Here is a 20,725-nt window from a genome sequence, read left to right on the forward strand (position 1 = left end):
CAAATCCATACCCCTGCGGGCTGTTGTCAGGGCCGGGCCTGCGTCGTAAAGCACAGCCGGATCAAAGATTTCGGTGAACCACAATGACCGCCCTGCCCGCCCAATTGCCGCGTCTGCTGGTTGAGCGCGCCGTCGCTGCAGCGCTGGAAGAGGATCTGGGCCTTGCCGGCGACCTGACCAGCCAGGCGACCTTGAAGCCAGACGCATGGGCCACAGCCACGCTTTCGGCCCGCGAGCCGGGGGTGATCGCCGGGCTGGACCTCGCTGCGGCGGCCTTCCGGCTGGTGGGAGACGGGGTCAGCTTTCAGCCACGACTGGCCGATGGCGACCAGGTGTCGGCGGGCGGCATCGTCGCCGAGGTCTCCGGCCCGGCGCGCCTGGTAATGTCGGGCGAACGGGTGGCGCTCAATTTTCTCAATCACCTGAGCGGCATTGCCTCGCTGACCCGCATCTATGCAGACGCCATCGCCGGGACCGGGGCGCGCATCTGCGACACCCGCAAGACTACGCCAGGGCTGCGGGCCTTCGAGAAGTTCGCGGTGCGCTGCGGGGGCGGCGCTAATCACCGCTATGCGCTCGATGACGCTATCCTGATCAAGGACAATCACATTGCTGTCGCCGGCAGCGTCACGGCGGCATACCAGGCAGCGGAAGCCTTTGCGGGGCATCTGGTGGCCATCGAAATCGAGGTCGCTTCGCTCAGCGAACTGGAAGAGGCCCTGAAGGCCGGGGCGCGGATCGTGCTGCTCGACAATATGGACAATGAGACACTGCGGCAGGCCGTGGCCATCACTGCCGGACGGGCGCGGCTGGAGGCATCGGGAGGCGTCAAGCTCGATCGGGTGCGCGCCATTGCCGAGACTGGCGTCGACTATATTTCCACCAGCCAGATCACCATGGGTGCGACGCCGCTCGACCTGGGTCTCGACGTGACGATTGGCGGGACGAAATGAGCCTTCAAACCGAAGCCCCTGCCCTGTCGCTGACCGGTCTGGCCGTTGAGGCCGCCATTGCGGCGGCCGAGGTGATCTGCGCCGTCTATGACCGTCCGATCCATGTGGTGACCAAGAACGATGGTTCGCCGGTGACCGAGGCCGATGAAGCGGCCGAGGCGGTGATCATCGAGCATCTGCGGCGTACAGGACTGCCGGTTCTGGGCGAGGAAAGCGTTGCGGCGGGAATCATCCCGGTTCTGGGCGAGCGCTATTTCGTGGTCGACCCGCTCGACGGTACCAAGGAGTTCATCAAGCGCAATGGCGAGTTCACGGTCAATATCGCGCTGGTGGAGCATGGGCGCCCAGTGATGGGTGTGGTTTTGGCACCGGCCAGTGGCGAGATTTTCGTTGGCGATGTGACCGGCGCATGGGCCGGCAAGGTGGCCGGGGGCGCCGTGGTCGACAAGCGGGCGATCAGCGTCGGCCTGTTGCCGCGCCCGCGCATCGTTGCCAGCCGCAGCCATGGCCACGCGGCGCTGGAGAAGCTGTGCCGGACGCTGGACGTGGAAAGCGATGTGTCGGTCGGCTCATCGCTGAAGTTCTGCCTCCTGGCGCGGGGCGATGCGCAGCTTTACCCCCGCTTTACCCCGACCTGCGAATGGGATACCGCCGCCGGGCAGGCCGTGCTTGAAGCAGCGGGCGGCGCGGTTGTCACCCTGGATGGAGCGCCGATGCGCTATGGGAAGAGGGACCTGAAATTCCTCAATCCCTATTTCGTAGCCGCAGCCAGCCTGGCGATGGCCGAGGCCGGCGCCTCCGAAATGCGCCGCCTGCTCGCAGAGTGACGTTTGGTCGCGCTTCCTTCATGGCAAGAGTGGAAGCGGTTGTTTCGACATCTGTTTGATACTGGATATGCAATCAGCGCTTAACTGATCTGCGCGCATCCTGCCCTCGTTAAGCTTGCAGCAGGCAGGCGAGACATATATACGCCGAGCATATATTGGACCGGAATATGAGCTCGGGGTCGCGATCATGAACGTCAGGACATTGTGCCTCTCCATTCTCTACGATGGGGAAGCCAGCGGTTACGATATCCGGCGCATGTGCACGGAAGGCAATTTTGCCTATTTCGTCGAGGCCAGCTACGGCTCCATATACCCCGCGCTGGCCAAGCTCGAGGATGATGGCCTGGTCACCAGCCGCAGCGAGCAGCAGGACGGCAAGCCGGCCCGCAAGGTCTATACCATCACAGATTCCGGCCGCGCCGCCTTTGCCGACCAGCTCGGCGAACCGCTGGGCGAAGATATGTTCCGCAGCCCCTTCCTGCTGTTTGCCCGGTTCGCGCACATCCTGCCGCGCGAACTGGTGGAAGACCGGTGCAATGAATTCCTGCGGCGGTCTATTGAAGGCCGCCAGCAACTTGACCAGGCACCGGCCGAACATAACTGCAGTCCGGCTGATTTGTGGGTCATCAACTATGGACGTGCAGTATTGGAGGTTGCAGAGAAGCATTTCCGCACCCATATGCACGAACTGATCACAATGGCGCGAGCCGAGTCGCGTAAAGACGCGGCTGAGTAAGGGGCAAGATTTTCTTCATGCGTGCACTGTTCTCCTATGGCCTGGCCCTTGTGATGCTGCTGCTGGCAGCTGGTTGGCTTGCAACCGGAACTCTTGTTCAGGGCGGACAGGGCCCGGGTAATGGCGAAACGCCGATCATCTCGGTGATCGAGGGCGAGGACCATGGTCCACTCGCCACTGCATTAGGCGAAGCCGGCGTGCTTGCCGAGCACCATGAGCCTGAATACGATCCGACCCTGACCATCGCCCAGCGTAGTGAAGAGACCACGGGCGCCAATGCACCGCTGCAAAACGTGCGCATCCAGCGCTTTATTGCCGAAGCCATGCCTATCGAGGTTCCGTTGCGCGGCCGAACCCAGGCCAAGGCGACGGTAACTGCCGTAGCCGAAACTTCCGGTGCGGTCGACGTGATGCATGTGAGCAAGGGACAGCGCGTGGAGGTTGGTGATGCCCTGTGCACGCTTGACCAGGGCACCCGCGCAGCTGCGGTGGCGCAGGCCGAGGCTGGCGTGGCGCAGGCCGAAGCCGCCCTCGCCCAGGCGCAGCTCAACTATGATACCAATGCCGACCTGCGCCAGCGTGGACTGGCTGCAGCCAACACCGCCAATGCGGTCGAGGTTGCATTGGCCCAGGCCCGGGCCGGCGTCAGCCAGGCGGCTGCGGGGCTCGACAATGCCAAGGCCGAACTGGACCGTACCGAAATCGTTGCCAAGGTTGCGGGTCTGGTGCAGGATCCAGTGGCAACGGCAGGCGCCATGCTCAACGCCGGATCGCCCTGCGCAACCATCGTGCAGCTCAACCCCATGGTGTTCACCGGAATGGTGCCCGAGGCCCATATCGGGCTGGCGCGCACGGGCTTGGAAGCCACGATCGAGACCGTCACCGGGCACAGCGTTGAGGGCAAGGTAACCTATGTGTCGTCGGTCGCCGACAATGCGACGCGCGCCTTCCAGGCCGAAATCGAGATCCCCAATGACGATTTCGCCATTCGTGACGGCGTGACCGCAGAGGCGATCGTAACCATAGGCACGGCTCCGGGCCATCTGCTGCCGCAGTCCGTCCTGACGCTGGACGATGATGGCGTGCTGGGTGTTCGCACGGTGGAGGACGGCGTCGTCGCTTTCTATCCCGTCACCATCATCAGCGACACGCGCGAAGGCGTGTGGGTGAGCGGCCTGCCCGTGGTCTCGGACGTGATCACCATCGGCCAGGAAAATGTGAGTGCGGGACAGGCCGTGGAGGCCAGCCCGGTGACTGAAGCCGAAACCTCCGCCAGCTAAGGACGCCAGCGATGCTCGATTTTATCGAAAAAGTCCTCAGGATGCCGCGCGTGGTCCTGACGATCATGGTTATCGTGCTTGCCGCCGGCGCGGCCGCCTACACATCGATGCCCAAGGAAAGTTTCCCGGCCATCGACGTGCCCTATCTCTATGTGTCGATCAGCCAGACAGGCGTTTCGCCGCGCGATGCGGAAAACCTGCTGGCCAAGCCGGCCGAGGAAGAACTGGCAAACCTGCCGGGCCTTGCCAATATCAGCTCGACCGCGACCACCGGCCACGCCTCGGTGTTTCTCGAATTCGACATCAATACCGACAAGGACCAGGCGCTGGCAGACACCCGCGCGCGCATCGACGCGGTCAAGGCCAAGCTGCCCGATGACGCCAGCGACCCAACCGTCAGCGAAATCGACCTGGTTGGCATGCCGATCATCTCGGTCGCCGTCTATGGCTCGGCGCCGGAAAAGGAACTGGTTCGCCGCGCCGAAATCCTGCAGGAGGCCATCGAGGGCATTGCCGAGGTGCGCGAAGCCACTCTTTCCGGCGCCCGCAAGGAACAGCTTGAAATCCGCATCGACCTTTTGCGCCTCGAAGCCTATGGGCTGACGGCCAGCCAGTTGTTCGACGCTCTGTCGCGTAACAATATGGTTGTCGCCGGTGGCACGCTCAACACCGGGCAGGGTTCGTTCAATGTCGAAGTGCCCGGCCTCATCACCACGGCCGAGGATGTATTCAGTCTGCCGCTCAAGACCGATGGCGACACCATCGTGACCTTTGGCGATGTGGCAACGATCACACGCACGCTCGCCGACGCGACCGAGTATACCCAGGTGAACGGCTCCCCTGCCCTGATCATTGGCGTATCCAAGAAGCTGGGCACCAATATCATCGACGTTTCCGACAAGGTGCGCGCAGCGACCGCGGAAGCCGCCAAGGACTGGCCGGCCGGTGTCACCTACTCGTTCTTCCTTGACCAAGCCGAAACGACCACTGCCCTGTTCCGCTCTCTCGAGGCGGCGGTGCTGACGGCCGTGGCGTTGGTGCTGATCACCTGCGTGGCAACGCTGGGCGTTCGCCCCGCCATCATGATCGGCATGTCGATCCCGCTCTCATTCATGATGGCGTTCCTGGTGGCGCAAGGCCTCGGCATGACCATCAACATGATGGTGATGTTTGGCCTCGTGATCGCCGTGGGCGTGCTGGTCGACGACCCCGTGGTGGTTGTCGAATATGCCGAGCGAAAGCTGCAGGAGGGCATTCCCAAGCGGGAAGCCTTCATCATGGCCATGCGCAAGATGTTTGTGCCGGTGGTGGGCGCGACGGCAACCACGCTGGGCGCCTTCATTCCGCTGCTGTTCTGGCCCGGCATTATCGGCAAGTTCATGAGCTACCTGCCGATGATCGTGATCATTGTCATGGTGGCCTCGTTCATCTCGGCGCTGATCTTCATGCCGGTGATCGGCTCGATCATCGCCTCGACCCATGTCGACGAGAAGGCCAAGGCCAAGGCCGATATCGTGATGTATCCGGACAAGTTCGACTCCAAGAAGGTGGGCGGACTGACTGGTCTTTATGTGCGGTTGATGGAAAAACTGCTGCGCTGGCCGCTGCCGACACTGGCCGTGGGCTTTGGTATCATCGTCGCCATCTTTGCGACCTACGCCATGAACCCGACCGGATCTGAAGCCTTTCCGGCGTCCGAACCTGAATTCGCTACCGTGGCCGTGGTGGGCAAGGGCAATTATTCGCCTGAGGAAGTCCGTGACATGCTCATGGAAATCGAGGACGAACTGATCCAGGTCCGCGGCATCCAGGACGTGATCATGCAGTTCGGCTCGACCGGCGCCTTCTCGAGCACGCCGCCGGACACGATCGGCAATTTCCAGTTGCAGCTGACCAACTGGAACCATCGTGTTCCGGCGTCGGAAATCTTTGCGGAAATCCGCGAGCGCGTGGCAGGCTTTGCCGGTCTCGATATTCAGCTGCTGGCGGCCGAGAACGGCCCGCCCGCTGGCAAGGATATCAACATGCGGGTGGAGAGCACCAATTACGACGACCTAGTGCCCGTGGTGAGCGCCATCCGCGATCACCTTGCAACCTGGCCCGAAGTCGTCGACGCCGAAGACGGCCGTCCCTCACCCGGCATCGACTGGCAGATCACCATCGATCGGGCCGAGGCCGGCAAGTACGGCATTGGCGTGCGCGAACTGGCCCCTTATGTGCAGCTTGTCACCTCGGGTGTGAAGCTGGGGACCTACCGCGACGATGTGACGGGCGACGAACTCGACATCAGGGTGCGCCTGCCCGAAGACGAACGCACATTCGATGCGTTCGACTCCATGCGCATTGCCACGGCTCAGGGCCTGATCCCGGTCAGCAATTTCATCGAGCGGACGGCCGTGCCCAAGGTTGCCAGTATCCAGCGCCGCAACCAAGTCTACACTATGGCTATTGCTGCGGGGCTGACCAATCTGCCCGAAGGCGTCTATGCCGCCGACAAGGTGGAAGAATTACAGGGCTGGATCGCCGAGCAGGATTTCCCCGACCGGGTGAATGTCGAGTTCGGCGGCGCCGAGGAGCAGATGGGTGACGCCAACGCCTTTATCGGCCAGGCACTGATGATGGCGATGGCGCTGATCTTCTTCATCCTGCTGCTCGAATATAACAGTTTCTACCAGGTGATGGTGACGCTGACGACGGTGGTGATGTCGGTGGCTGGCGTGCTGCTGGGCATGTTGATTACCGGAATGACGTTTTCGGCCATCATGACAGGCCTCGGCATCGTGGCGCTGGCTGGCATCGTGGTGAAGAACGGCATCGTGTTGATCGACACCTATAATGACTATCACCGCCACCAGAACGTGGAAGCCGTGAAGGCAATGCTGTTGACCGTGAGCCAGCGCGTACGGCCGGTGCTGTTGACCGCGTTCCTGACGGCGCTGGGCGTGATCCCGATGTGGGCGAATGTGGAGTTCGACTTCATCCGACGCGAAGTCGTGGTGGGCGGTATCGCCGGCTCGTGGTTCATCCACCTCTCAGCCGCGCTGGTCTCAGGCCTGTTCTTCTCAACTATGCTGACGCTGATCATGGTGCCGGTGATGATCACCGCGCCCACCGTGATGTGGAGCCAGATCAAGTGGCTCGGCGGGCTGTTCGCAGCCCTGGGCGGCTGGATTACCAGCCCGTTCCGTAGTGGCCAAGCCGTCGCGGCCCCCGCAGGCTTTGACGGCATGGCTGTGGAAGTTCCGGACGACGCGGACAGTTCCAAGCGGTTCATCGTCTCCAAGGATGCCGGGCTGAAGGAAAAGGAAGCCAATGGCGTGACCGTGGTCAGCCGCAGGGACGCGGCGGAGTAAACGACCCTGCCATTCGATCACAGGTCTCATGGCCCTTCTCACTCGAACCGCGCCACCGGCGCGTTTCACGAGACGCTCGCAGGCCCGCAGAGATGCGGGTCTCTTGTTTCTTTAGCTGAAATAGCTAAATTGGACATGGCGTATCGCAAAGGAGCACCCAATGAGCACCATGTCCGCTACCGAAGCCAAAAACAAGTTCGGCCAGTTGCTGGAAATGGCCCAGGCGGAGCCCGTGCGTATCCAGAAAAATGGCCGGGATGTTGGTATCCTGATTTCGCCAGAGCAGTTTGCAGCAATGCAAAAGGATAGCACGGCGCCACGCGTGAATCCGCTGATACAGAAATTGCACGAGGACAGTGTCAGACGCTGGGGGAAAGTTTACGAAGCGTTGGCAAAATAGACGATGGTGGAGCGTGTCTATCTCACACTCGTTGACGTGCTGTGGATTCACCAGGAGCAAATTCGTCTATTTGGTGGGGCGTCAGGCGTTCGGGATGAGGGCTTAGTCCTCTCAGCGCTCTTGAGGCCACAAACCGGCTACTACTCGGATTTGACCGAGGAGGCCGCCGCTCTCTGGGAGAGCCTTGCAATGAACCATGGGTTCATTGACGGCAATAAACGCGTGGCATTTGCCAGCGCTGCGCTCTTCCTACAAGCGAATGGTATGGAACCCACAGGCACTGAAGAGGAATGGATAGATTTCATCTATGCCAATCTCGAAGCTGGCACCTTCCGAAAGGAGGTGCTGGACGCATGGTTGCGTGAACACACATCGCCGCTCGACCCGGGCGCTACGCCATAAGTTCATGAAGCGACCAGACGTCGCCGTCGAAGTGGATGTCGCGCGGGGGTGCTGACTTGTCCGCAAGCGCCCCGCCCCAGAATTCTCCCGCCGCGCGGTCGGCTTGGGGGACGGCGATATGCCAGGCGCCGGGGTGAGCGGTCAGTGCCAGAGTCAATGCAGCCTTGCCGACGCGCCCCTTCCCCGATAGGCCTTGAGAACAAAGAACTCGGCCATGAACCAGCAGGGCGCGCGGCCGGTGAGCGGGCATTCGTCGACGACGAGTGCGAAGCCGGCAATCTCATCTCCGGACATGATGAAATAGGGACACCGCCAGAAACGGTCGAGGAAATCGTATGCGAAGCGCCCATCTGGCCCGACGGGGAACGGCATGAACTCGGTCATGTCGTGGAGATAAAGCTGGATGAGATTAGCGATGGCAGGCTTGTCACCGACCATCGCGCGACGCAGGGTTATCGTCACTACGCCACCTGTTCGGTGAAGGCATCAAACAGGGCGCGGATGCGGGCCGTCTGCCGTAGTTCCATGGGCGTGAGCATCCAGATGCCGATGGAGAACGCCACATCATCGGACAAGATGACGAGGTCGGCGGCTTGCTCGGCCAGGACAGCGGGCACGAGCCCAGCCCCCAGGCCACATTCGACCGCCCGAAGCATCATCAGGGGCGTGGGCACGGCAGCTTGTGGCCGCACGGATGGATGGGCACGGCGCAACCAGCGGGAGGCCGGCTGGCTGCAATCGCGGTTGCCATATTCAAGCCAGGGCATAGCCGCCGGGTCGGCAGCGAGGTCGGCGCGGGCATAGGGGTAGAAGTCCAGTTGTCCCAGCTTGCGGCCGAACAGGTGGTCGTCGGGGCTATTGGTGGCGCGCAGAGCCACTTCCGCCTCGCGCCGGGAAAGATTGCGCAATTCCGAGCCGATCTCGACGGCAAGGTCGATCTGGGGATGGCGGGCGCGGAAGCGCGATAGGGTCGGCATGTAGAGCCAGGCGAGCGCATCCACCGTGGTCAGCTTGATATGCCCTGTCAGCCGATGGTCGCGACCAGTGATGTCGCGTTCGAGGCAGGCCAGTTCCGCCTCAATGCGGCGGGCGCTTTCGAGCAGCCTTTCCCCCTCTGTGGTGAGGACCACGCCATCATCGCGCCGGTCCGCGAGGCGGGCGCCGAAATGGGCCTCAAGATCCTTGAGCTTGCGCGACACGGTGGTGTGCGCGACGCCGAGAACACGCGCGGCACCGGTGAAGGTGCCCGCGCTCTCCAAAGCAGCTATGATCGACAGGTCCGTTAGTTGCATTGAACTATTTTGCACACTGATCGCGCTTTATCGCGCGTTGACGGTGCAACATTGAAGCACAATAGTCGGGTCCTGACCAGACGGGATCATATCAATGCATGCCTCCATCGCTCTTCTTGCCGCCGGACTGCTCGTCTTCCTTTCGGCTGCGGTGCAACATCTCAACACGATCGGCTCCAAAGGGCTGGGCTTCATTTTCACCGACCGCGCGACGCCATTGAGCCGCGAGGGCTTTGCCGGCCGGGCGGCGCGGACGCTGCAGAACAATCTGGAGTCGATGGGCATGGTGGTGCCGGCGGCGGTGATATTGCTGGTGCTCGGCGCCGAGAGCGTCGTCGTCACCGGCGCCGCGCTGATCTACTCGGCAGCGCGCACCGGCTTCACGTTGAGCTATTGGGCCGGCATCAGCAGGCTGCGCTCGTTCTTCTGGGGCCTTGGCATGGTGATGATCGCCCTGCTGACGATCAATGCGGGAGTTGCCCTGCTAGCTTAGGAGGGCGCCCGACCTATTCTGCAGCCGGCATGCCGCGGCGGACAAAGCCGTCGGGATCGTCCTGGGTGCGGGCGAGTAGTTCGGCGGCCTCGCTGGCCTCGCGCTGGCGGTTCCACATCTGGGCGTAGAGTCCTTCCTGCCCCAGAAGGTCGAAATGGCTACCGCGCTCGGCGATCTGGCCGTCGCGCAGGACGAGGATTTCATCAGCATTGACCACGGTGGAGAGGCGATGGGCGATAACCAGTGTGGTGCGGTTGCGCGAGACTTCGTCCAGTGCGGCCTGGATGTCGCGCTCGGTCTTGGTATCGAGGGCCGAAGTGGCCTCGTCGAGAATGAGGATAGATGGGGCCTTGAGGATGGTGCGGGCGATGGCGACGCGCTGCTTTTCGCCACCGGAGAGTTTCAGGCCGCGCTCACCCACCGGGGTTTCGTAGCCCTTGGGCAGAGTGTCGATGAAAGAGCCGACCTGGGCCATAGCGGCGGCCTCGCGGACGTCGGCCTCGGACGCGCCGGGGCGGCCATATTCGATGTTGTAGCCGATGGAGTCGTTGAACAGAACGGTGTCCTGCGGCACCATGCCGATGGCGGTCCTCAGGCTTTCCTGGGTCACGTCGCGCAGGTCCTGGCCGTCAATAGTGATGCGCCCGCCAGTGACGTCATAGAAACGAAACAGCAGGCGCGAAATTGTGGATTTTCCAGCGCCGGTCGGGCCAACGATGGCAACGGTCTTGCCGGCCGGCACTTCGAAGCTGACGCCCTTGAGAATGGGGCGATCGGGATCGTAGTGGAAGGTGACATCCTCGAAGCGTACCACCGGGCCGGTGACGGCCAGCGGGGTAGCGCCGGGACTGTCGATGATCTCGGGATCCTGATCGAGGAGCTTGAACATTTCCTCGATGTCAGTGAGGCCCTGACGCAGTTCGCGATAGACGAAGCCGATGAAGTTGAGCGGCCGGTAGATCTGCATCAGGAAGGTGTTGAGCAGCACGAAATCGCCCAGCGTCAGCGTGCGGTTCATGACGCCGAGAATAGCCATGATCGAAATGATCAGGAAACCGCCATAGAAGATTACAGCTTGGCCGAAATTGAGAAAGCCAAGCGAGGTCCAGATGCGAATGGCCGAGCGCTCATAACCCGCCATGGCCTTGTCGAAGCGCTGGGCCTCCATCTGTTCATTGGCGAAATACTTGACGGTCTCGAAGTTCAGGAGGCTATCGATGGCCTTACCATTGGCGTCGGTATCGCTGTCGTTCATGTCGCGGCGAATGGCGATGCGCCAGTTGGAGGCCTTGATGGTGAAATAGAGATAGGCCCAGATCATCACCACCAGCACGCCGAGATAGCTCACCCCGAACAGCCAGACGAAGATGACCGCCACCACGACGAATTCGACCATGGTGGGCACGATGTTGAGCATGGCGAAACGGACAATAGTCTCGATGCCCTTGGTGCCGCGCTCGATGACGCGGCTAAGGCCGCCGGTGCGCCTTTGCAGGTGGAAGCGCAGCGACAGGCGATGCATGTGGTGAAAGGTTTGCAGCGCCAACTTGCGCACGGCATGCTGGCCGACGCTGGCAAAGAGCACGTCGCGCAATTGCTGGAAACCCGCGTCGATGATGTTGCCCAACACGTAAGCGATGACCAGCACCAGCGGCACGGCGAGGCCAAGCACCAGCGTGGAATCGGGATTAGTGCCGTCGAGGCTGTCGATGATGCCCTTGTAGGCAAAGGGAATAAAGGTGGTGGCGACCTTGCTGAGCAGCAGGGCCGAGAGCGCCAGCACCACCCGCAGCTTCAGGTCGGGCCGGCTCTCGGGCCACATATAGGACCACAGATTGCGGATTGTGGAGAAGACTGAGCCCTCGTCCGCGCTGACGGACGGGGACTTCCCATTGCTGTCTTGAGCCATCAGGCCGGTTCCGTTTCCTTGTTGGCGGCGATGGACGCCAGCCCCTTGAGGAGACCGCCAAAGGCCGAATTCAACTCGGCCAATCTATCGTGGCGGATACAATAGCGATTGCGCGTGCCGTGCGACTTGCGCTCGATCAGCCCGGCGTCGTGCAGCACCTTAATGTGCTGACTGACGGTGGACTGAGCCAGGGTGAGGCTCTCGGTGACGTCACCGCAGCAGCATTGACCCTGTTGCTGAGTGGCGAGAATGCGCAGGATTTCCAGCCGCACCGGATGGCCCAAAGCGCGCATGATATTGGCAATGTCGTCGTCATGCATGGCGCAACACTCGTTCGCTCAACACCTGGTCGAGCGCAACCAGGAGCTCGGCGCGCTTGATCGGTGAATTACGATGGAAGATGGGGTGTCTTGCAGCGAAAATCAATAGGCAAGGAGAAACGGCGCCCGAAGGCGCCGCTTCTTTTTTCTATTGTGCCAACAGCCCCTCTGGCAAGTCGAACACCTGGCCGGGATAGATGCGATCCGGGTCCCGGATCTGTCCGGTATTGGCCTGGTAGATGGTGGTGTATTTCAGGCCCTCGCCATAGACCCGACGAGCGATGGTCCAAAGATTGTCGCCGCGGCGGATGATGGCCTTGCCCGAAACGAAGCGCTGCGTTTCGGGATCGCCCAGTGACACGGCCACCATGGTGGGCACAGAGGGTTCCTGCGGAGCGAGTTCGGTCGGCGTCTGGGCGACAGCCGCAGGTTTGGGTGCAGGGGCTAGCTCGGTCACGGGCTCAGCCGTGGCCGCAGGTTCAGCCGCGGCTGCAGGTTCAGTGGCGGCTGCAGGTTCAGCGGCGGCTGCAGGTTCGGTTGCGGGCGTGGCTTCGGCAATTACCGCCGGGGCGGGTTGCAGTGTCGAAGCGGGCTCGGCAGCCGGTTCTGCAACTGGTTCTGCAGCCGATTCTTGGGCGGCAGTTCCGGCAGGCTCGGGCTCGGGCTCGGTCTCCGGAGCAGCGGCGGGAGCCTCGGCAATCGCCACCGGCTCTTCGGCAGTGGGCACATCGACGACAAAATCCACCTCGGCCCGGGCGATCACGCTTGCCGAGTTGGGTGGCAATAGATCGACGCGAACCCGCTGGGTGGGCTTGCCGAGAACCGGGCCGGCCTCGATCAGCCAGCGACCGCCCTCGATGACGGTATCGGCGACAAAAGCATCGTCGACATAGAGACGGACGATGCCGCCATCCGGACCGGCACCGGCAAAGAAGGTGCGGTCCGTCTCGATTTCGATGGCATCGATGCTGGGCGGCACATCGGCAAGCTGAACCGAACCGGCCGGCGCAGGCTCGGCAGCCGGCACGGCCGTAATGGCCGGTGCAGGCTCTTCGTCCACGGCGGCCTCGGGAGGCTCAATGGCCACAGGTTCTTCGGCCGGTGTTGGCGCCTCAGCGGCAGTTGGCAGTTCTGCGACCGGTGCTGGCGCAACGGGCGTAGTTGCTGTTGCTGCTGGTTCAGGAGCAGGCGCAGCAGGCGTAGTTGCTGTTGCTGCCGGTTCAGGCGCCGGTGCAGCAGGCGTATTTGCTGTTGCTGCTGCTTCAGAGCCAGGTGCAGCAGCGTCCGGCGCCGATGCGGCGGGCGTTGGCAATTCCGCAACCTGCATGGCAGATTCTTCCACCGGCTCGGCAGCCGACTGGTCTTCTGATGGCTCGGCAGACGAGGTCTCTTCGGGTTCAACGGCAGCCGTCATGGCCGAAGATTCAGCACCGAGCGGCTCCTCTTCGGGCGCAGAAGCCATTTCCGTTCTTGCGGGTTCCGGCTCGGCGGCGGGGGGTTCGTCCACCGGAGCGAGAGGGGCCATAGGTTCGCTCGCCTCGGCCATAGCGGTCGGTGCAGTCAGCCCTTGCAGGACTTCGCTGGCCTCGCCGGGTTTGCTGGCGACCACCAGCGGCTGACTGGTTTTGTCCTCGTCGATGACGACGATGAAGGAATCATCGGCTGTACCGGCAATGCCTTCTTCGCCAAGGGTGATTTCAAGGCCGCCCGGCGGGAGGGGTGCATCGGGGACGAAGACCCAGTCACCGCTGGCTTCCACTTCCACCGTGCCCAGCAGTTCGCCATTGGCGAAAACCTGTACATTGCTGCCCGGCCTGCCGCTACCGGCGATAACGACCGAGCCATCGGGCTCGGCGCGCAATAGGCCGAAGGTGGCCGCGACCAATTGGTCGACATCGGCTTCGGCTTCGGCTTCGGCGTCTGCTTCGGCCGGGGCGGCCGGGATCACGTCCAGTGCGGGCTCGGCTGGAACAGCTTCCTCAATGCTGGCGGCAGTTTCTGCGGCCGGCGCCGCCACGTCGGCCACTTGAGGCGCGGGCGCCGCGGGGATGAGGCCCACCTCGGCCATCTTGCCGCGCAGGCACTGCCCCATGCCGTCAGGGCTGTTGAAACAGGTCGCGATCGAGGGACCGGAGAGGACGCCAAGTATGACGAGAAGGGTAACTGCCGCTGCCCCGATAGTCAGAGCCAGAGGTCGTTTCGGAGCGGTTTCGGCCAGTTTGCCCTCCCGGTAATTTCGTTCAGCCGGCGATCACCTTCGCTCGGCCAGTTCCTGCACGAGCACAATTAGCCGAAAGAACCGAAGTTCAGTTTTCCGGATCATGCCCTGTTTGCCCGCACTGTCGAATCCTGCGCTGCCTCAGTTTTCAACAGCTTGTATGTGATTGATTCATACAGAGCTTCAAACGAGGCATCAATGATATTGGGCGAGACACCGATGGTTACCCATCGTTCACCGCTGCCATCGCGGCTTTCCACCAGTACACGGGTGACCGCGCCCGTGCCGCCGTCCAGGATACGCACCTTGAAATCGGCAAGCTCCAGATCCTCGATTCGGGACGAATACTTGCCGAGATCCTTACGCAGGGCCTGGTCGAGCGCGTTGACGGGGCCATTTCCTTCGGCAACCGACATCAGCAACTCACCATCAACCCGGATCTTCACCACGGCCTCGGTGACAGTGACCTCGTCCCCCATGGCGTTGTGCCGACGCTCAACCATGGCGCGATAGTGCTCCACGTCGAAAAAGTCCGGCAGTGTCCCCAGCACGCGGCGGGCCAGAACGGCAAATGAGGCGTCGGCGCCGTCGTAGGAGTAGCCGCGCGATTCGCGCTCCTTGACCGTGGCAAGCAGCTTTTCGAGCCGCGAATCGTCTTTTTCGATTGCGATATCGTGCCGGGCTAAAGCCGTCAGCAGGTTGGACTTGCCGGCCTGCTGGCTGACCATGATCGAGCGCTCATTGCCCACGCTCTCGGGCGGTACATGCTCATAGGTGGAAAAATCCTTAAGCAGGGCCGACGCGTGGATGCCGGCCTTGGTGGCGAAAGCCGACGCCCCTACATAGGGCGCCTGCCGCGCCGGAGCGCGATTGAGACGATCGTCGAAGGCGCGCGAAACATGCGTGAGGCGTTCGAGGTGAGCCGGAGTTATGCCGGTCTCGAAGCGTTCGGCATAGAAGGGCTTGAGAACGAGAGTCGGGATCAACGTCACCAGATTGGCATTGCCGCAGCGTTCGCCCAACCCGTTGAGCGTACCCTGAATCTGGCGCACGCCAGTTTCGACCGCCGCCAGTGCATTCGCCGCTGCCTGGCCCGTATCATCATGGGGATGGATACCGAGGCGGTCGCCGGGCGCATCCCTCATTACGGCGCCGACAATTTCGCGCACTTCGGCGGGCATGGTTCCACCATTGGTGTCGCACAGCACCACCCAGCGGGCTCCAGCGTCGAGCGCGGTTTTCACGCAATCGAGCGCATAGGCCGGGTTGGCTTTGTAGCCATCGAAGAAATGTTCGAGGTCGATCAGCGCTTCCTTGCCCGCTGCAGCGGCCGTGCGGACCGTGTCAGCGAGCGCCTCAAGGTTCTCTTCGGTCGAGATTCCAAGGGCCAGTTCGACCTGATAGTCCCAAGCTTTGGCGACGAAACAGGTGGCATCGGCCGCCGAATTGATGAGCCCCTGCACGCCGGGATCGTTTGCGGCAGAGCGCCCTGCCCGCTTGGTCATGCCGAATGCCGTGAAAATGGCTTTCTGGGTCCGCTTCTTCTCAAAAAATGCGGTGTCCACCGGATTGGCGCCGGGATAGCCACCCTCGATATAATCCACACCCAGCTCTTCGAGCATGCCGGTAATGGCGATCTTGTCCTCCAGCGAGAATTCGATGCCGGCGGTCTGCGCGCCATCGCGCAATGTGGTGTCGAAGAGATAGAGGCGGTCGCGGGACATTGGGGGCCTAACTCGGGTTACTGCCTTGGGGGCCAGACTTCGGTGTCGTGGTCAGGGTGCTGGTGATTGGTTGCCTTTACGGCACCCCACCAGTCCTGACTTTCGTCTTCAGTTTTTCCGCCATGCTCGATGGTCGGCAGAGTATCAAACCAGGGGACGCGGCTTTCATTGCCGGTATTGGCATGGGGCGGGAACATCTCGGGATGATCGAGCGAGCCGATGGTGAAATTGACCCGGTTACTTTCAACGTCGTCATAGAACAACGGCGTGCCGCATTGGGCGCAGAAGCCGCGATCGACATGTTCGGAACTGCGGAAGCGGGCGGGCTTGCCGCGGGTCCAGATGATCGTCTCGCGCGGCGCGGCGACGAGCGCGGCAAAGATGTTACCCACCGCCTTCTGGCACATGCGGCAGTGGCAGATGTGGGAATTGTCCAGCATCTCGGTTGCGTGATAGCGCACGGCACCGCATTGGCAGCCGCCGCTGACTTTGGCCTTGTAGCGCTCCATCAGGTTTCCTCCCTGGGCGGCCAGTCGGCCGTATCATGATCCGGATGCTGGTTGGAATGGATGCCGGCCATGAAGTCGCGCCACTCGTCGCTGACCTCCTGACGCTCGGGCAAGGTGCTGAGGCCGGAAAAGAAGGGCTGGCGGTCAGTCAGGTTGACCTGGATCTGCGGCGCCGCCACCGCGGGATCGTCAAAGGCGCCAATGGCAAGTTCGAGGCCGAAGCGGGTTTCATAGGCCAGCGGGGTACCGCAATCGCCACAAAAGGCGCGGCGGGCGGCATTGGAGCTCTGGAACCATTTGGGTTCGCCACGAGTCCAACTGGCATTGTGCGCCGTGACCAGGGGGCCGAAAAAGCCGCCAAAGGCCTTCTGGCACATGCGACAGTGACAGATGGAGGGGCGGCCGAGGCGTGTGACGCGGAAACGAACCGCGCCACACTGACAACCACCCGTATAGGATTCAGCCTGGGGCATGACACACCGCTTCGACATTGTTGCCGTCGGGATCGACGACAAAGGCACCATAGTAATTCTCGTGATAATGCGGGCGCAGGCCCGGCGCACCATTGTCCACGGCGCCAGCAGCCATGGCGGCCGCATAGAAGGCGTCGACCTCGGCGCGGGATTTTGCCGCAAAGGCATAGTGGCGGCCAGGGCCGGTCTCACTGGCTTCGGTCAGCCAGAAATCGGGCGAGGACGCGCCATACCCGCCGACCTTGACCCCGCCGGTGAATTCCACGGGCACTTCATTGAGCAGGGTAATGCCCAGCGGGGCGAAAGCGTCATCGTAAAAGGCCTTGGCCTTGTTCCAGTCGGCAACGAGAATTCCAACGTGATCAAGCATGTTTGCTGCTCCGGTTTGAGGAACGGGCAATTGACGAGAGTCGGATGACAGGGAGTGGCAGGAGGGTCATCAGCGCTTCACCTCCCATTTGGTCTGACGGGCGCCGGTCTCGTCCTTGTAGTCCATCAGCGCGATGCCCTGCTCGGTAAGTTCGTTGCGGATGGCGTCGGCCTTGGCAAAGTCCTTGGCGTTGAGGGCGGCGAGGCGGGCGGCGATCTGGTGCTCAAGTACGGCCATCTTGGTAGAGTCTGTCCAAGCATCGTCGACTAAGAAGAAACCGGGCATAAGGATGCCAAGCAAGTTGGCAGAGGCCAGGAAGGTATCAAGGTCCATTGTACCGTTCCGAACTGAAGACGCAGCGGACTGCAGGTGCTGAATTGCCGCAGGTGTATTCAGATCTTCGGCAAGGAACGTCACTATCTCGTCTGAAGGTTTTGCATCAACCGACGCCACATGCTGCTCGGCAATTCGCCTTAGTGACACACCGATGGAGTAGGCCTCTTCAAGGCGCTTTATGCCGAAATCAATCGGTTGCCGATAATGCGTCATCAGCATGGCGAGCCTGAGCACTTCGCCGGGCCATTTGCGGCCACCGAAGGCGTCGGTCTCAAGCAGGTCATGGATGGTGAAGAAGTTGCCGAGCGACTTGCTCATCTTCTGGCCTTCCACCTGCAGGAAGCCGTTGTGCATCCACACGTTCGCCATGGCGTGGGAGCCATGGGCGCAGCGGGATTGGGCAATCTCGTTTTCGTGGTGGGGGAAGATGAGATCGAGGCCGCCGCCATGGATGTCGAAGGTTTCACCCAGATAGCGCTCGGACATCGCAGAGCATTCGATGTGCCAGCCGGGGCGGCCGCGGCCCCAGGGGCTGTCCCAGCCTGGCTCGTCGGGCGAGGAAAGCTTCCAGAGCACAAAGTCGGCGGGGTTGCGCTTATGAGTGTCGATGGCGATGCGGGCGCCGGCGAGATTGTCTTCGAGATTGCGGCCCGAAAGCTGGCCATAATCGGGCATGGAGTCGACGGCGAACAGCACCTCGCCGTCCGCCTCATAGGCATTGCCCTTGTCCAAGAGGCGCTGGATCATGGCCTGCATTTCGCCGATATTTTCGGTCGCGCGCGGCTGGATGGTGGGCTCCAGGCAGCCCAGCGCGGCGACATCCTTCTGATATTGGGCGGCGGTGGTTTCGGTGACCTTGCGGATGGCCTGGTTCAGCGGCAGATCGGGGAAATCGCGCAGGGCGCGCGCATTAATCTTGTCATCCACGTCGGTGATGTTGCGCACATAGGTGACGTGATCGGCGCCATAGGTATGACGCAGGACGCGAAACAGCAGGTCGAAGACGATGGCGGCGCGGCCGTTGCCGATATGGGCGAAGTCATAGACCGTGGGGCCACAGGCATAGAGGCGCACATTGCTCGCATCCATGGGCACAAAGGGCGCCTTGGAGCGGGTGAGCGTGTTGTAGAGGGAAAGCTGCGGCTTTGCCGTGGTCATGGGGCGTCCTGTGGGCCAGACAATAGTGTGCTCTGGCGGGGAGCCTCTATCCATTGCGCAATTTCAGGATGAAGAAGACCGCTCCGCCAACGTTGGTTAGCAGGTAATAATGCAGACGATAATGGTGCATTTGGTCTTCATGGCGCGGAGATTGACCGCGGTGCGGCAAGAAATCAAGTCATTTTGGATGGCCAAAACAAAAGAGGGCGACCCCGAAGGGCCGCCCAATCGCTTTGGAGGCGATAGATTGTGCCGCTGACCGCCACTCGACCGTAGGTCTCGTGGCCTGACTTGCTAAAATCGCTCCACCGGAGCGATTTTGCCCTTTGGGCCGTGCGTCAGCTGCGGAATTGCCCGTGGCACTGCCCGCAAGTGCCCATGAGTGTTTGCACAGCGGTTGAATAGGCGGCGGCATTGCCGGCTTCAGCAGCCGCGATTCCAGCTTCGGCCGCTGCAACGCCCGTGTCGACTATGGCAGTGAAGGCCTCCCAATTCTCCCAGATGGCGGGGAGCGCATCAGAATCCCCGACAGTCGAGCCTTCCGGGAAGAGCGCCGGGATATGGCTGTAATTGTCGCGCAATCTTGTCATGGCAGCGATGGCTTCGGCGCCTGAGGCATCGCGGGCCGTGCGCAGGATGCCGCCATCTTCGCGCATAAGCGCCTGACGCATGGCGACGGCTTCCTCAGGCGTGGCTGGCGGGATAAATGCGTCCTGGGCGAATACACCGGCAGCACCGGCAACAAGAATGGCAGCGAAGCCAAGTGTGGAGGCCTTGCGGAAGAGCATCAATATTTTCCCTCAAATATGACGTGCACCGGAAACGGACCCCTCTTCCGCCAAGCGGCACAGTTACATGGCTTGATCGCGACCCCAACGGGCACACGGGAATGTTATTGATCAGTCGGGCGGCAACGCGACGAACTGATCGATGTCGCCAAAAACCGAATTGCCTGAGCCACTTATAGCGCCGATGCGGACCTGGTCGCCGGGCTTGAGGAAGGGCGTGCGGGCGCGGCCATATTTGGCTTTCTCGGCGGTCCTGGCCTCGGCAATGCAGGCAAAGCCGATGCCGTCGGGCTTGATGGGCAGGGTCTGATCATGCGGATTGGAGACCGTGCCGCCGCCGATAATCGTGCCGGCCGCAAGGTTGCGGGTACGGGCGGCCTCGACGATGAGATCGGCAAAGTCGAAATGCATGCCGATACCGGCATTGGGCTGGCCGTAAAGCGTGTCATTGACCTCGATACGGATCGGCAGGTGCAGACGATTGTCGCGCCAGGCGTCGCCCAAGCTGTGCGGCGTGATGACCACCGGCGCAAAGCTGGTGGACGGCTTGGCATGGAAGAAGCCGAAGCCGTTCTGAAGGTCATCGACCACCAGGCGTCGCAGCGACACATCGTTGAGCACGGTCACCAGCCGGATGGCGGCGGCAGCCTCCTCGCGCGTTGCGCCCATGGAGACGTGATCGATAATGACGCCGACTTCGGCCTCGAAATCGAGCGCAAGATCCTCGCCGGGAACCAGGATGGGCGCGGTGGGCGCACTAAGCGAATCGGAGGCGCCCTGATAGAGCAGCGGCCGGATCGATTGCAGCTCCTCGTCCTTGCTGCCCTTGAGCGAGCGGACCCGTTCGAGATGGCTCATATAGGCAGAGCCGTCGATCCACTGGAAAGCCCGCGGCAGCGGCGCGTGGGCCGCCTTGGAGTCGAATGGCTGTCCGGTGATCTCCCCGGCATCCAATTGGCGGGCCAGATCGGCCAGGGCCGGGGCGGCGCGCTCCCATTCGTCGAGCGCCACCTGCAGGGTAGGTGCGATTCGGCCTGCCGATACGCAGCGCGCCAGGTCGGCGGAAACCACCACGAGCTGGCCGTCCGGGCGGCCGTTGCGCAAAGTGGCGAGTTTCATGCCGATGTCTCCTTTGGTCCGGTGTTGCCCGGACGCGCTACCGCCGGGCAAATCACATGGCTATA

General features: G+C 62.1%; 20 protein-coding genes. 8 read left to right on the top strand and 12 right to left on the bottom strand.

Annotated features, from left to right (window positions below; translation table 11 throughout):
- The first annotated feature begins 83 nt into the window (after nt 1-83).
- The 7 genes from nadC to ACXYMS_RS06360 all read left to right on the top strand — a co-directional run bounded on the left by nadC (nt 84) and on the right by ACXYMS_RS06360 (nt 7,951).
- Complete coding sequence (nadC, locus tag ACXYMS_RS06330; RefSeq protein WP_458904701.1) at nt 84-953, top strand: carboxylating nicotinate-nucleotide diphosphorylase; 870 nt, start codon at nt 84-86, stop codon at nt 951-953.
- Entirely contained in the window at nt 950-1,780 is an 831-nt protein-coding gene (cysQ, locus tag ACXYMS_RS06335; RefSeq protein WP_458904703.1) for a 3'(2'),5'-bisphosphate nucleotidase CysQ, read from the top strand. The genes nadC and cysQ overlap by 4 nt, the downstream gene beginning before the upstream one ends.
- Nucleotides 1,781-1,967: 187 nt before the next feature.
- The gene (locus ACXYMS_RS06340) at nt 1,968-2,516 is read left to right on the top strand and encodes a PadR family transcriptional regulator (protein WP_458904704.1); all 549 of its coding nucleotides are present in this window, start codon (nt 1,968-1,970) and stop codon (nt 2,514-2,516) included.
- 17 nt (nt 2,517-2,533) lie between these two features.
- Entirely contained in the window at nt 2,534-3,796 is a 1,263-nt protein-coding gene (locus tag ACXYMS_RS06345; protein ID WP_458904706.1) for an efflux RND transporter periplasmic adaptor subunit, read from the top strand.
- An 11-nt stretch (nt 3,797-3,807) separates the two neighbouring features.
- A complete protein-coding gene (locus ACXYMS_RS06350) occupies nt 3,808-7,149 on the top strand; it encodes an efflux RND transporter permease subunit (protein WP_458904707.1) in 3,342 nt (1,113 codons plus the stop codon).
- A 160-nt stretch (nt 7,150-7,309) separates the two neighbouring features.
- The gene (locus ACXYMS_RS06355) at nt 7,310-7,549 is read left to right on the top strand and encodes a type II toxin-antitoxin system Phd/YefM family antitoxin (protein WP_458904709.1); all 240 of its coding nucleotides are present in this window, start codon (nt 7,310-7,312) and stop codon (nt 7,547-7,549) included.
- Between the two features lie 3 nt (nt 7,550-7,552).
- A complete protein-coding gene (locus ACXYMS_RS06360; RefSeq protein ID WP_458904710.1) occupies nt 7,553-7,951 on the top strand; it encodes a type II toxin-antitoxin system death-on-curing family toxin in 399 nt (132 codons plus the stop codon).
- A 153-nt stretch (nt 7,952-8,104) separates the two neighbouring features.
- Here ACXYMS_RS06360 and ACXYMS_RS06365 read toward each other — a convergent pair whose 3' ends face one another.
- Together ACXYMS_RS06365 and ACXYMS_RS06370 are read right to left on the bottom strand one after the other, a co-directional pair.
- Nucleotides 8,105-8,413, bottom strand: coding sequence for a GNAT family N-acetyltransferase (locus ACXYMS_RS06365; protein ID WP_458904712.1), 309 nt, complete (start codon nt 8,411-8,413; stop codon nt 8,105-8,107).
- A complete protein-coding gene (locus ACXYMS_RS06370) occupies nt 8,413-9,243 on the bottom strand; it encodes a LysR family transcriptional regulator (protein WP_458904714.1) in 831 nt (276 codons plus the stop codon). Before ACXYMS_RS06370 ends, ACXYMS_RS06365 begins: the two co-directional genes overlap by 1 nt.
- 94 nt (nt 9,244-9,337) lie before the next feature.
- On the opposite strand from ACXYMS_RS06370, the gene ACXYMS_RS06375 reads away from it, so the two are divergent.
- Entirely contained in the window at nt 9,338-9,736 is a 399-nt protein-coding gene (locus ACXYMS_RS06375) for an MAPEG family protein (protein ID WP_458904716.1), read from the top strand.
- 13 nt (nt 9,737-9,749) lie between these two features.
- Here ACXYMS_RS06375 and ACXYMS_RS06380 read toward each other — a convergent pair whose 3' ends face one another.
- From ACXYMS_RS06380 to ACXYMS_RS06425, 10 genes are all read right to left on the bottom strand, one after another.
- Nucleotides 9,750-11,645, bottom strand: coding sequence for an ABCB family ABC transporter ATP-binding protein/permease (locus tag ACXYMS_RS06380; protein WP_458904717.1), 1,896 nt, complete (start codon nt 11,643-11,645; stop codon nt 9,750-9,752).
- Complete coding sequence (locus ACXYMS_RS06385; protein WP_458904719.1) at nt 11,645-11,965, bottom strand: ArsR/SmtB family transcription factor; 321 nt, start codon at nt 11,963-11,965, stop codon at nt 11,645-11,647. Before ACXYMS_RS06385 ends, ACXYMS_RS06380 begins: the two co-directional genes overlap by 1 nt.
- A 148-nt stretch (nt 11,966-12,113) precedes the next feature.
- Nucleotides 12,114-14,057, bottom strand: a complete 1,944-nt coding sequence (locus ACXYMS_RS06390) for a LysM peptidoglycan-binding domain-containing protein (protein ID WP_458904721.1) — start codon at nt 14,055-14,057, stop codon at nt 12,114-12,116.
- A gap of 227 nt (nt 14,058-14,284) precedes the next feature.
- Complete coding sequence (cimA, locus tag ACXYMS_RS06395; protein WP_458904722.1) at nt 14,285-15,907, bottom strand: citramalate synthase; 1,623 nt, start codon at nt 15,905-15,907, stop codon at nt 14,285-14,287.
- 17 nt (nt 15,908-15,924) lie between these two features.
- Nucleotides 15,925-16,416: a GFA family protein gene (locus tag ACXYMS_RS06400; RefSeq protein ID WP_458904724.1), complete on the bottom strand. Its 492-nt coding sequence runs from the start codon at nt 16,414-16,416 to the stop codon at nt 15,925-15,927.
- Nucleotides 16,416-16,889: a GFA family protein gene (locus ACXYMS_RS06405; RefSeq protein ID WP_458904726.1), complete on the bottom strand. Its 474-nt coding sequence runs from the start codon at nt 16,887-16,889 to the stop codon at nt 16,416-16,418. The genes ACXYMS_RS06400 and ACXYMS_RS06405 overlap by 1 nt, the downstream gene beginning before the upstream one ends.
- Nucleotides 16,876-17,259 (bottom strand): VOC family protein, encoded by a 384-nt coding sequence (locus tag ACXYMS_RS06410; protein WP_458904728.1) that lies wholly within the window; start codon nt 17,257-17,259, stop codon nt 16,876-16,878. Before ACXYMS_RS06410 ends, ACXYMS_RS06405 begins: the two co-directional genes overlap by 14 nt.
- A 69-nt stretch (nt 17,260-17,328) precedes the next feature.
- The gene (gene cysS, locus ACXYMS_RS06415; protein ID WP_458904729.1) at nt 17,329-18,807 is read right to left on the bottom strand and encodes a cysteine--tRNA ligase; all 1,479 of its coding nucleotides are present in this window, start codon (nt 18,805-18,807) and stop codon (nt 17,329-17,331) included.
- A 284-nt stretch (nt 18,808-19,091) separates the two neighbouring features.
- On the bottom strand, nt 19,092-19,541 hold the full coding sequence (locus ACXYMS_RS06420; protein WP_458904731.1) for a c-type cytochrome: 450 nt from the start codon (nt 19,539-19,541) through the stop codon (nt 19,092-19,094).
- Between the two features lie 111 nt (nt 19,542-19,652).
- Nucleotides 19,653-20,660 carry a fumarylacetoacetate hydrolase family protein gene (locus ACXYMS_RS06425; RefSeq protein WP_458904732.1) on the bottom strand — a complete coding sequence of 336 codons (1,008 nt, stop codon included), beginning with the start codon at nt 20,658-20,660 and terminating at the stop codon, nt 19,653-19,655.
- Nucleotides 20,661-20,725: the final 65 nt, after the last annotated feature.

Source organism: Devosia sp. CAU 1758 (assembly GCF_054482695.1).

Coding starts and splice junctions, on each gene's coding strand:
- ACXYMS_RS06370 (WP_458904714.1), bottom strand. CDS start 9,243: ATGCAACTAACGGACCTGTCGATCATAGCTGCTTTGGAGAGCGCGGGC.
- cimA (WP_458904722.1), bottom strand. CDS start 15,907: ATGTCCCGCGACCGCCTCTATCTCTTCGACACCACATTGCGCGATGGC.
- ACXYMS_RS06345 (WP_458904706.1), top strand. CDS start 2,534: ATGCGTGCACTGTTCTCCTATGGCCTGGCCCTTGTGATGCTGCTGCTG.
- ACXYMS_RS06380 (WP_458904717.1), bottom strand. CDS start 11,645: ATGGCTCAAGACAGCAATGGGAAGTCCCCGTCCGTCAGCGCGGACGAG.
- cysQ (WP_458904703.1), top strand. CDS start 950: ATGAGCCTTCAAACCGAAGCCCCTGCCCTGTCGCTGACCGGTCTGGCC.
- nadC (WP_458904701.1), top strand. CDS start 84: ATGACCGCCCTGCCCGCCCAATTGCCGCGTCTGCTGGTTGAGCGCGCC.
- cysS (WP_458904729.1), bottom strand. CDS start 18,807: ATGGATAGAGGCTCCCCGCCAGAGCACACTATTGTCTGGCCCACAGGA.
- ACXYMS_RS06375 (WP_458904716.1), top strand. CDS start 9,338: ATGCATGCCTCCATCGCTCTTCTTGCCGCCGGACTGCTCGTCTTCCTT.
- ACXYMS_RS06405 (WP_458904726.1), bottom strand. CDS start 16,889: ATGCCCCAGGCTGAATCCTATACGGGTGGTTGTCAGTGTGGCGCGGTT.
- ACXYMS_RS06420 (WP_458904731.1), bottom strand. CDS start 19,541: ATGCTCTTCCGCAAGGCCTCCACACTTGGCTTCGCTGCCATTCTTGTT.
- ACXYMS_RS06400 (WP_458904724.1), bottom strand. CDS start 16,416: ATGGAGCGCTACAAGGCCAAAGTCAGCGGCGGCTGCCAATGCGGTGCC.
- ACXYMS_RS06355 (WP_458904709.1), top strand. CDS start 7,310: ATGAGCACCATGTCCGCTACCGAAGCCAAAAACAAGTTCGGCCAGTTG.
- ACXYMS_RS06360 (WP_458904710.1), top strand. CDS start 7,553: ATGGTGGAGCGTGTCTATCTCACACTCGTTGACGTGCTGTGGATTCAC.
- ACXYMS_RS06385 (WP_458904719.1), bottom strand. CDS start 11,965: ATGCATGACGACGACATTGCCAATATCATGCGCGCTTTGGGCCATCCG.
- ACXYMS_RS06350 (WP_458904707.1), top strand. CDS start 3,808: ATGCTCGATTTTATCGAAAAAGTCCTCAGGATGCCGCGCGTGGTCCTG.
- ACXYMS_RS06425 (WP_458904732.1), bottom strand. CDS start 20,660: ATGAAACTCGCCACTTTGCGCAACGGCCGCCCGGACGGCCAGCTCGTG.
- ACXYMS_RS06390 (WP_458904721.1), bottom strand. CDS start 14,057: ATGGGGCAGTGCCTGCGCGGCAAGATGGCCGAGGTGGGCCTCATCCCC.
- ACXYMS_RS06340 (WP_458904704.1), top strand. CDS start 1,968: ATGAACGTCAGGACATTGTGCCTCTCCATTCTCTACGATGGGGAAGCC.
- ACXYMS_RS06410 (WP_458904728.1), bottom strand. CDS start 17,259: ATGCTTGATCACGTTGGAATTCTCGTTGCCGACTGGAACAAGGCCAAG.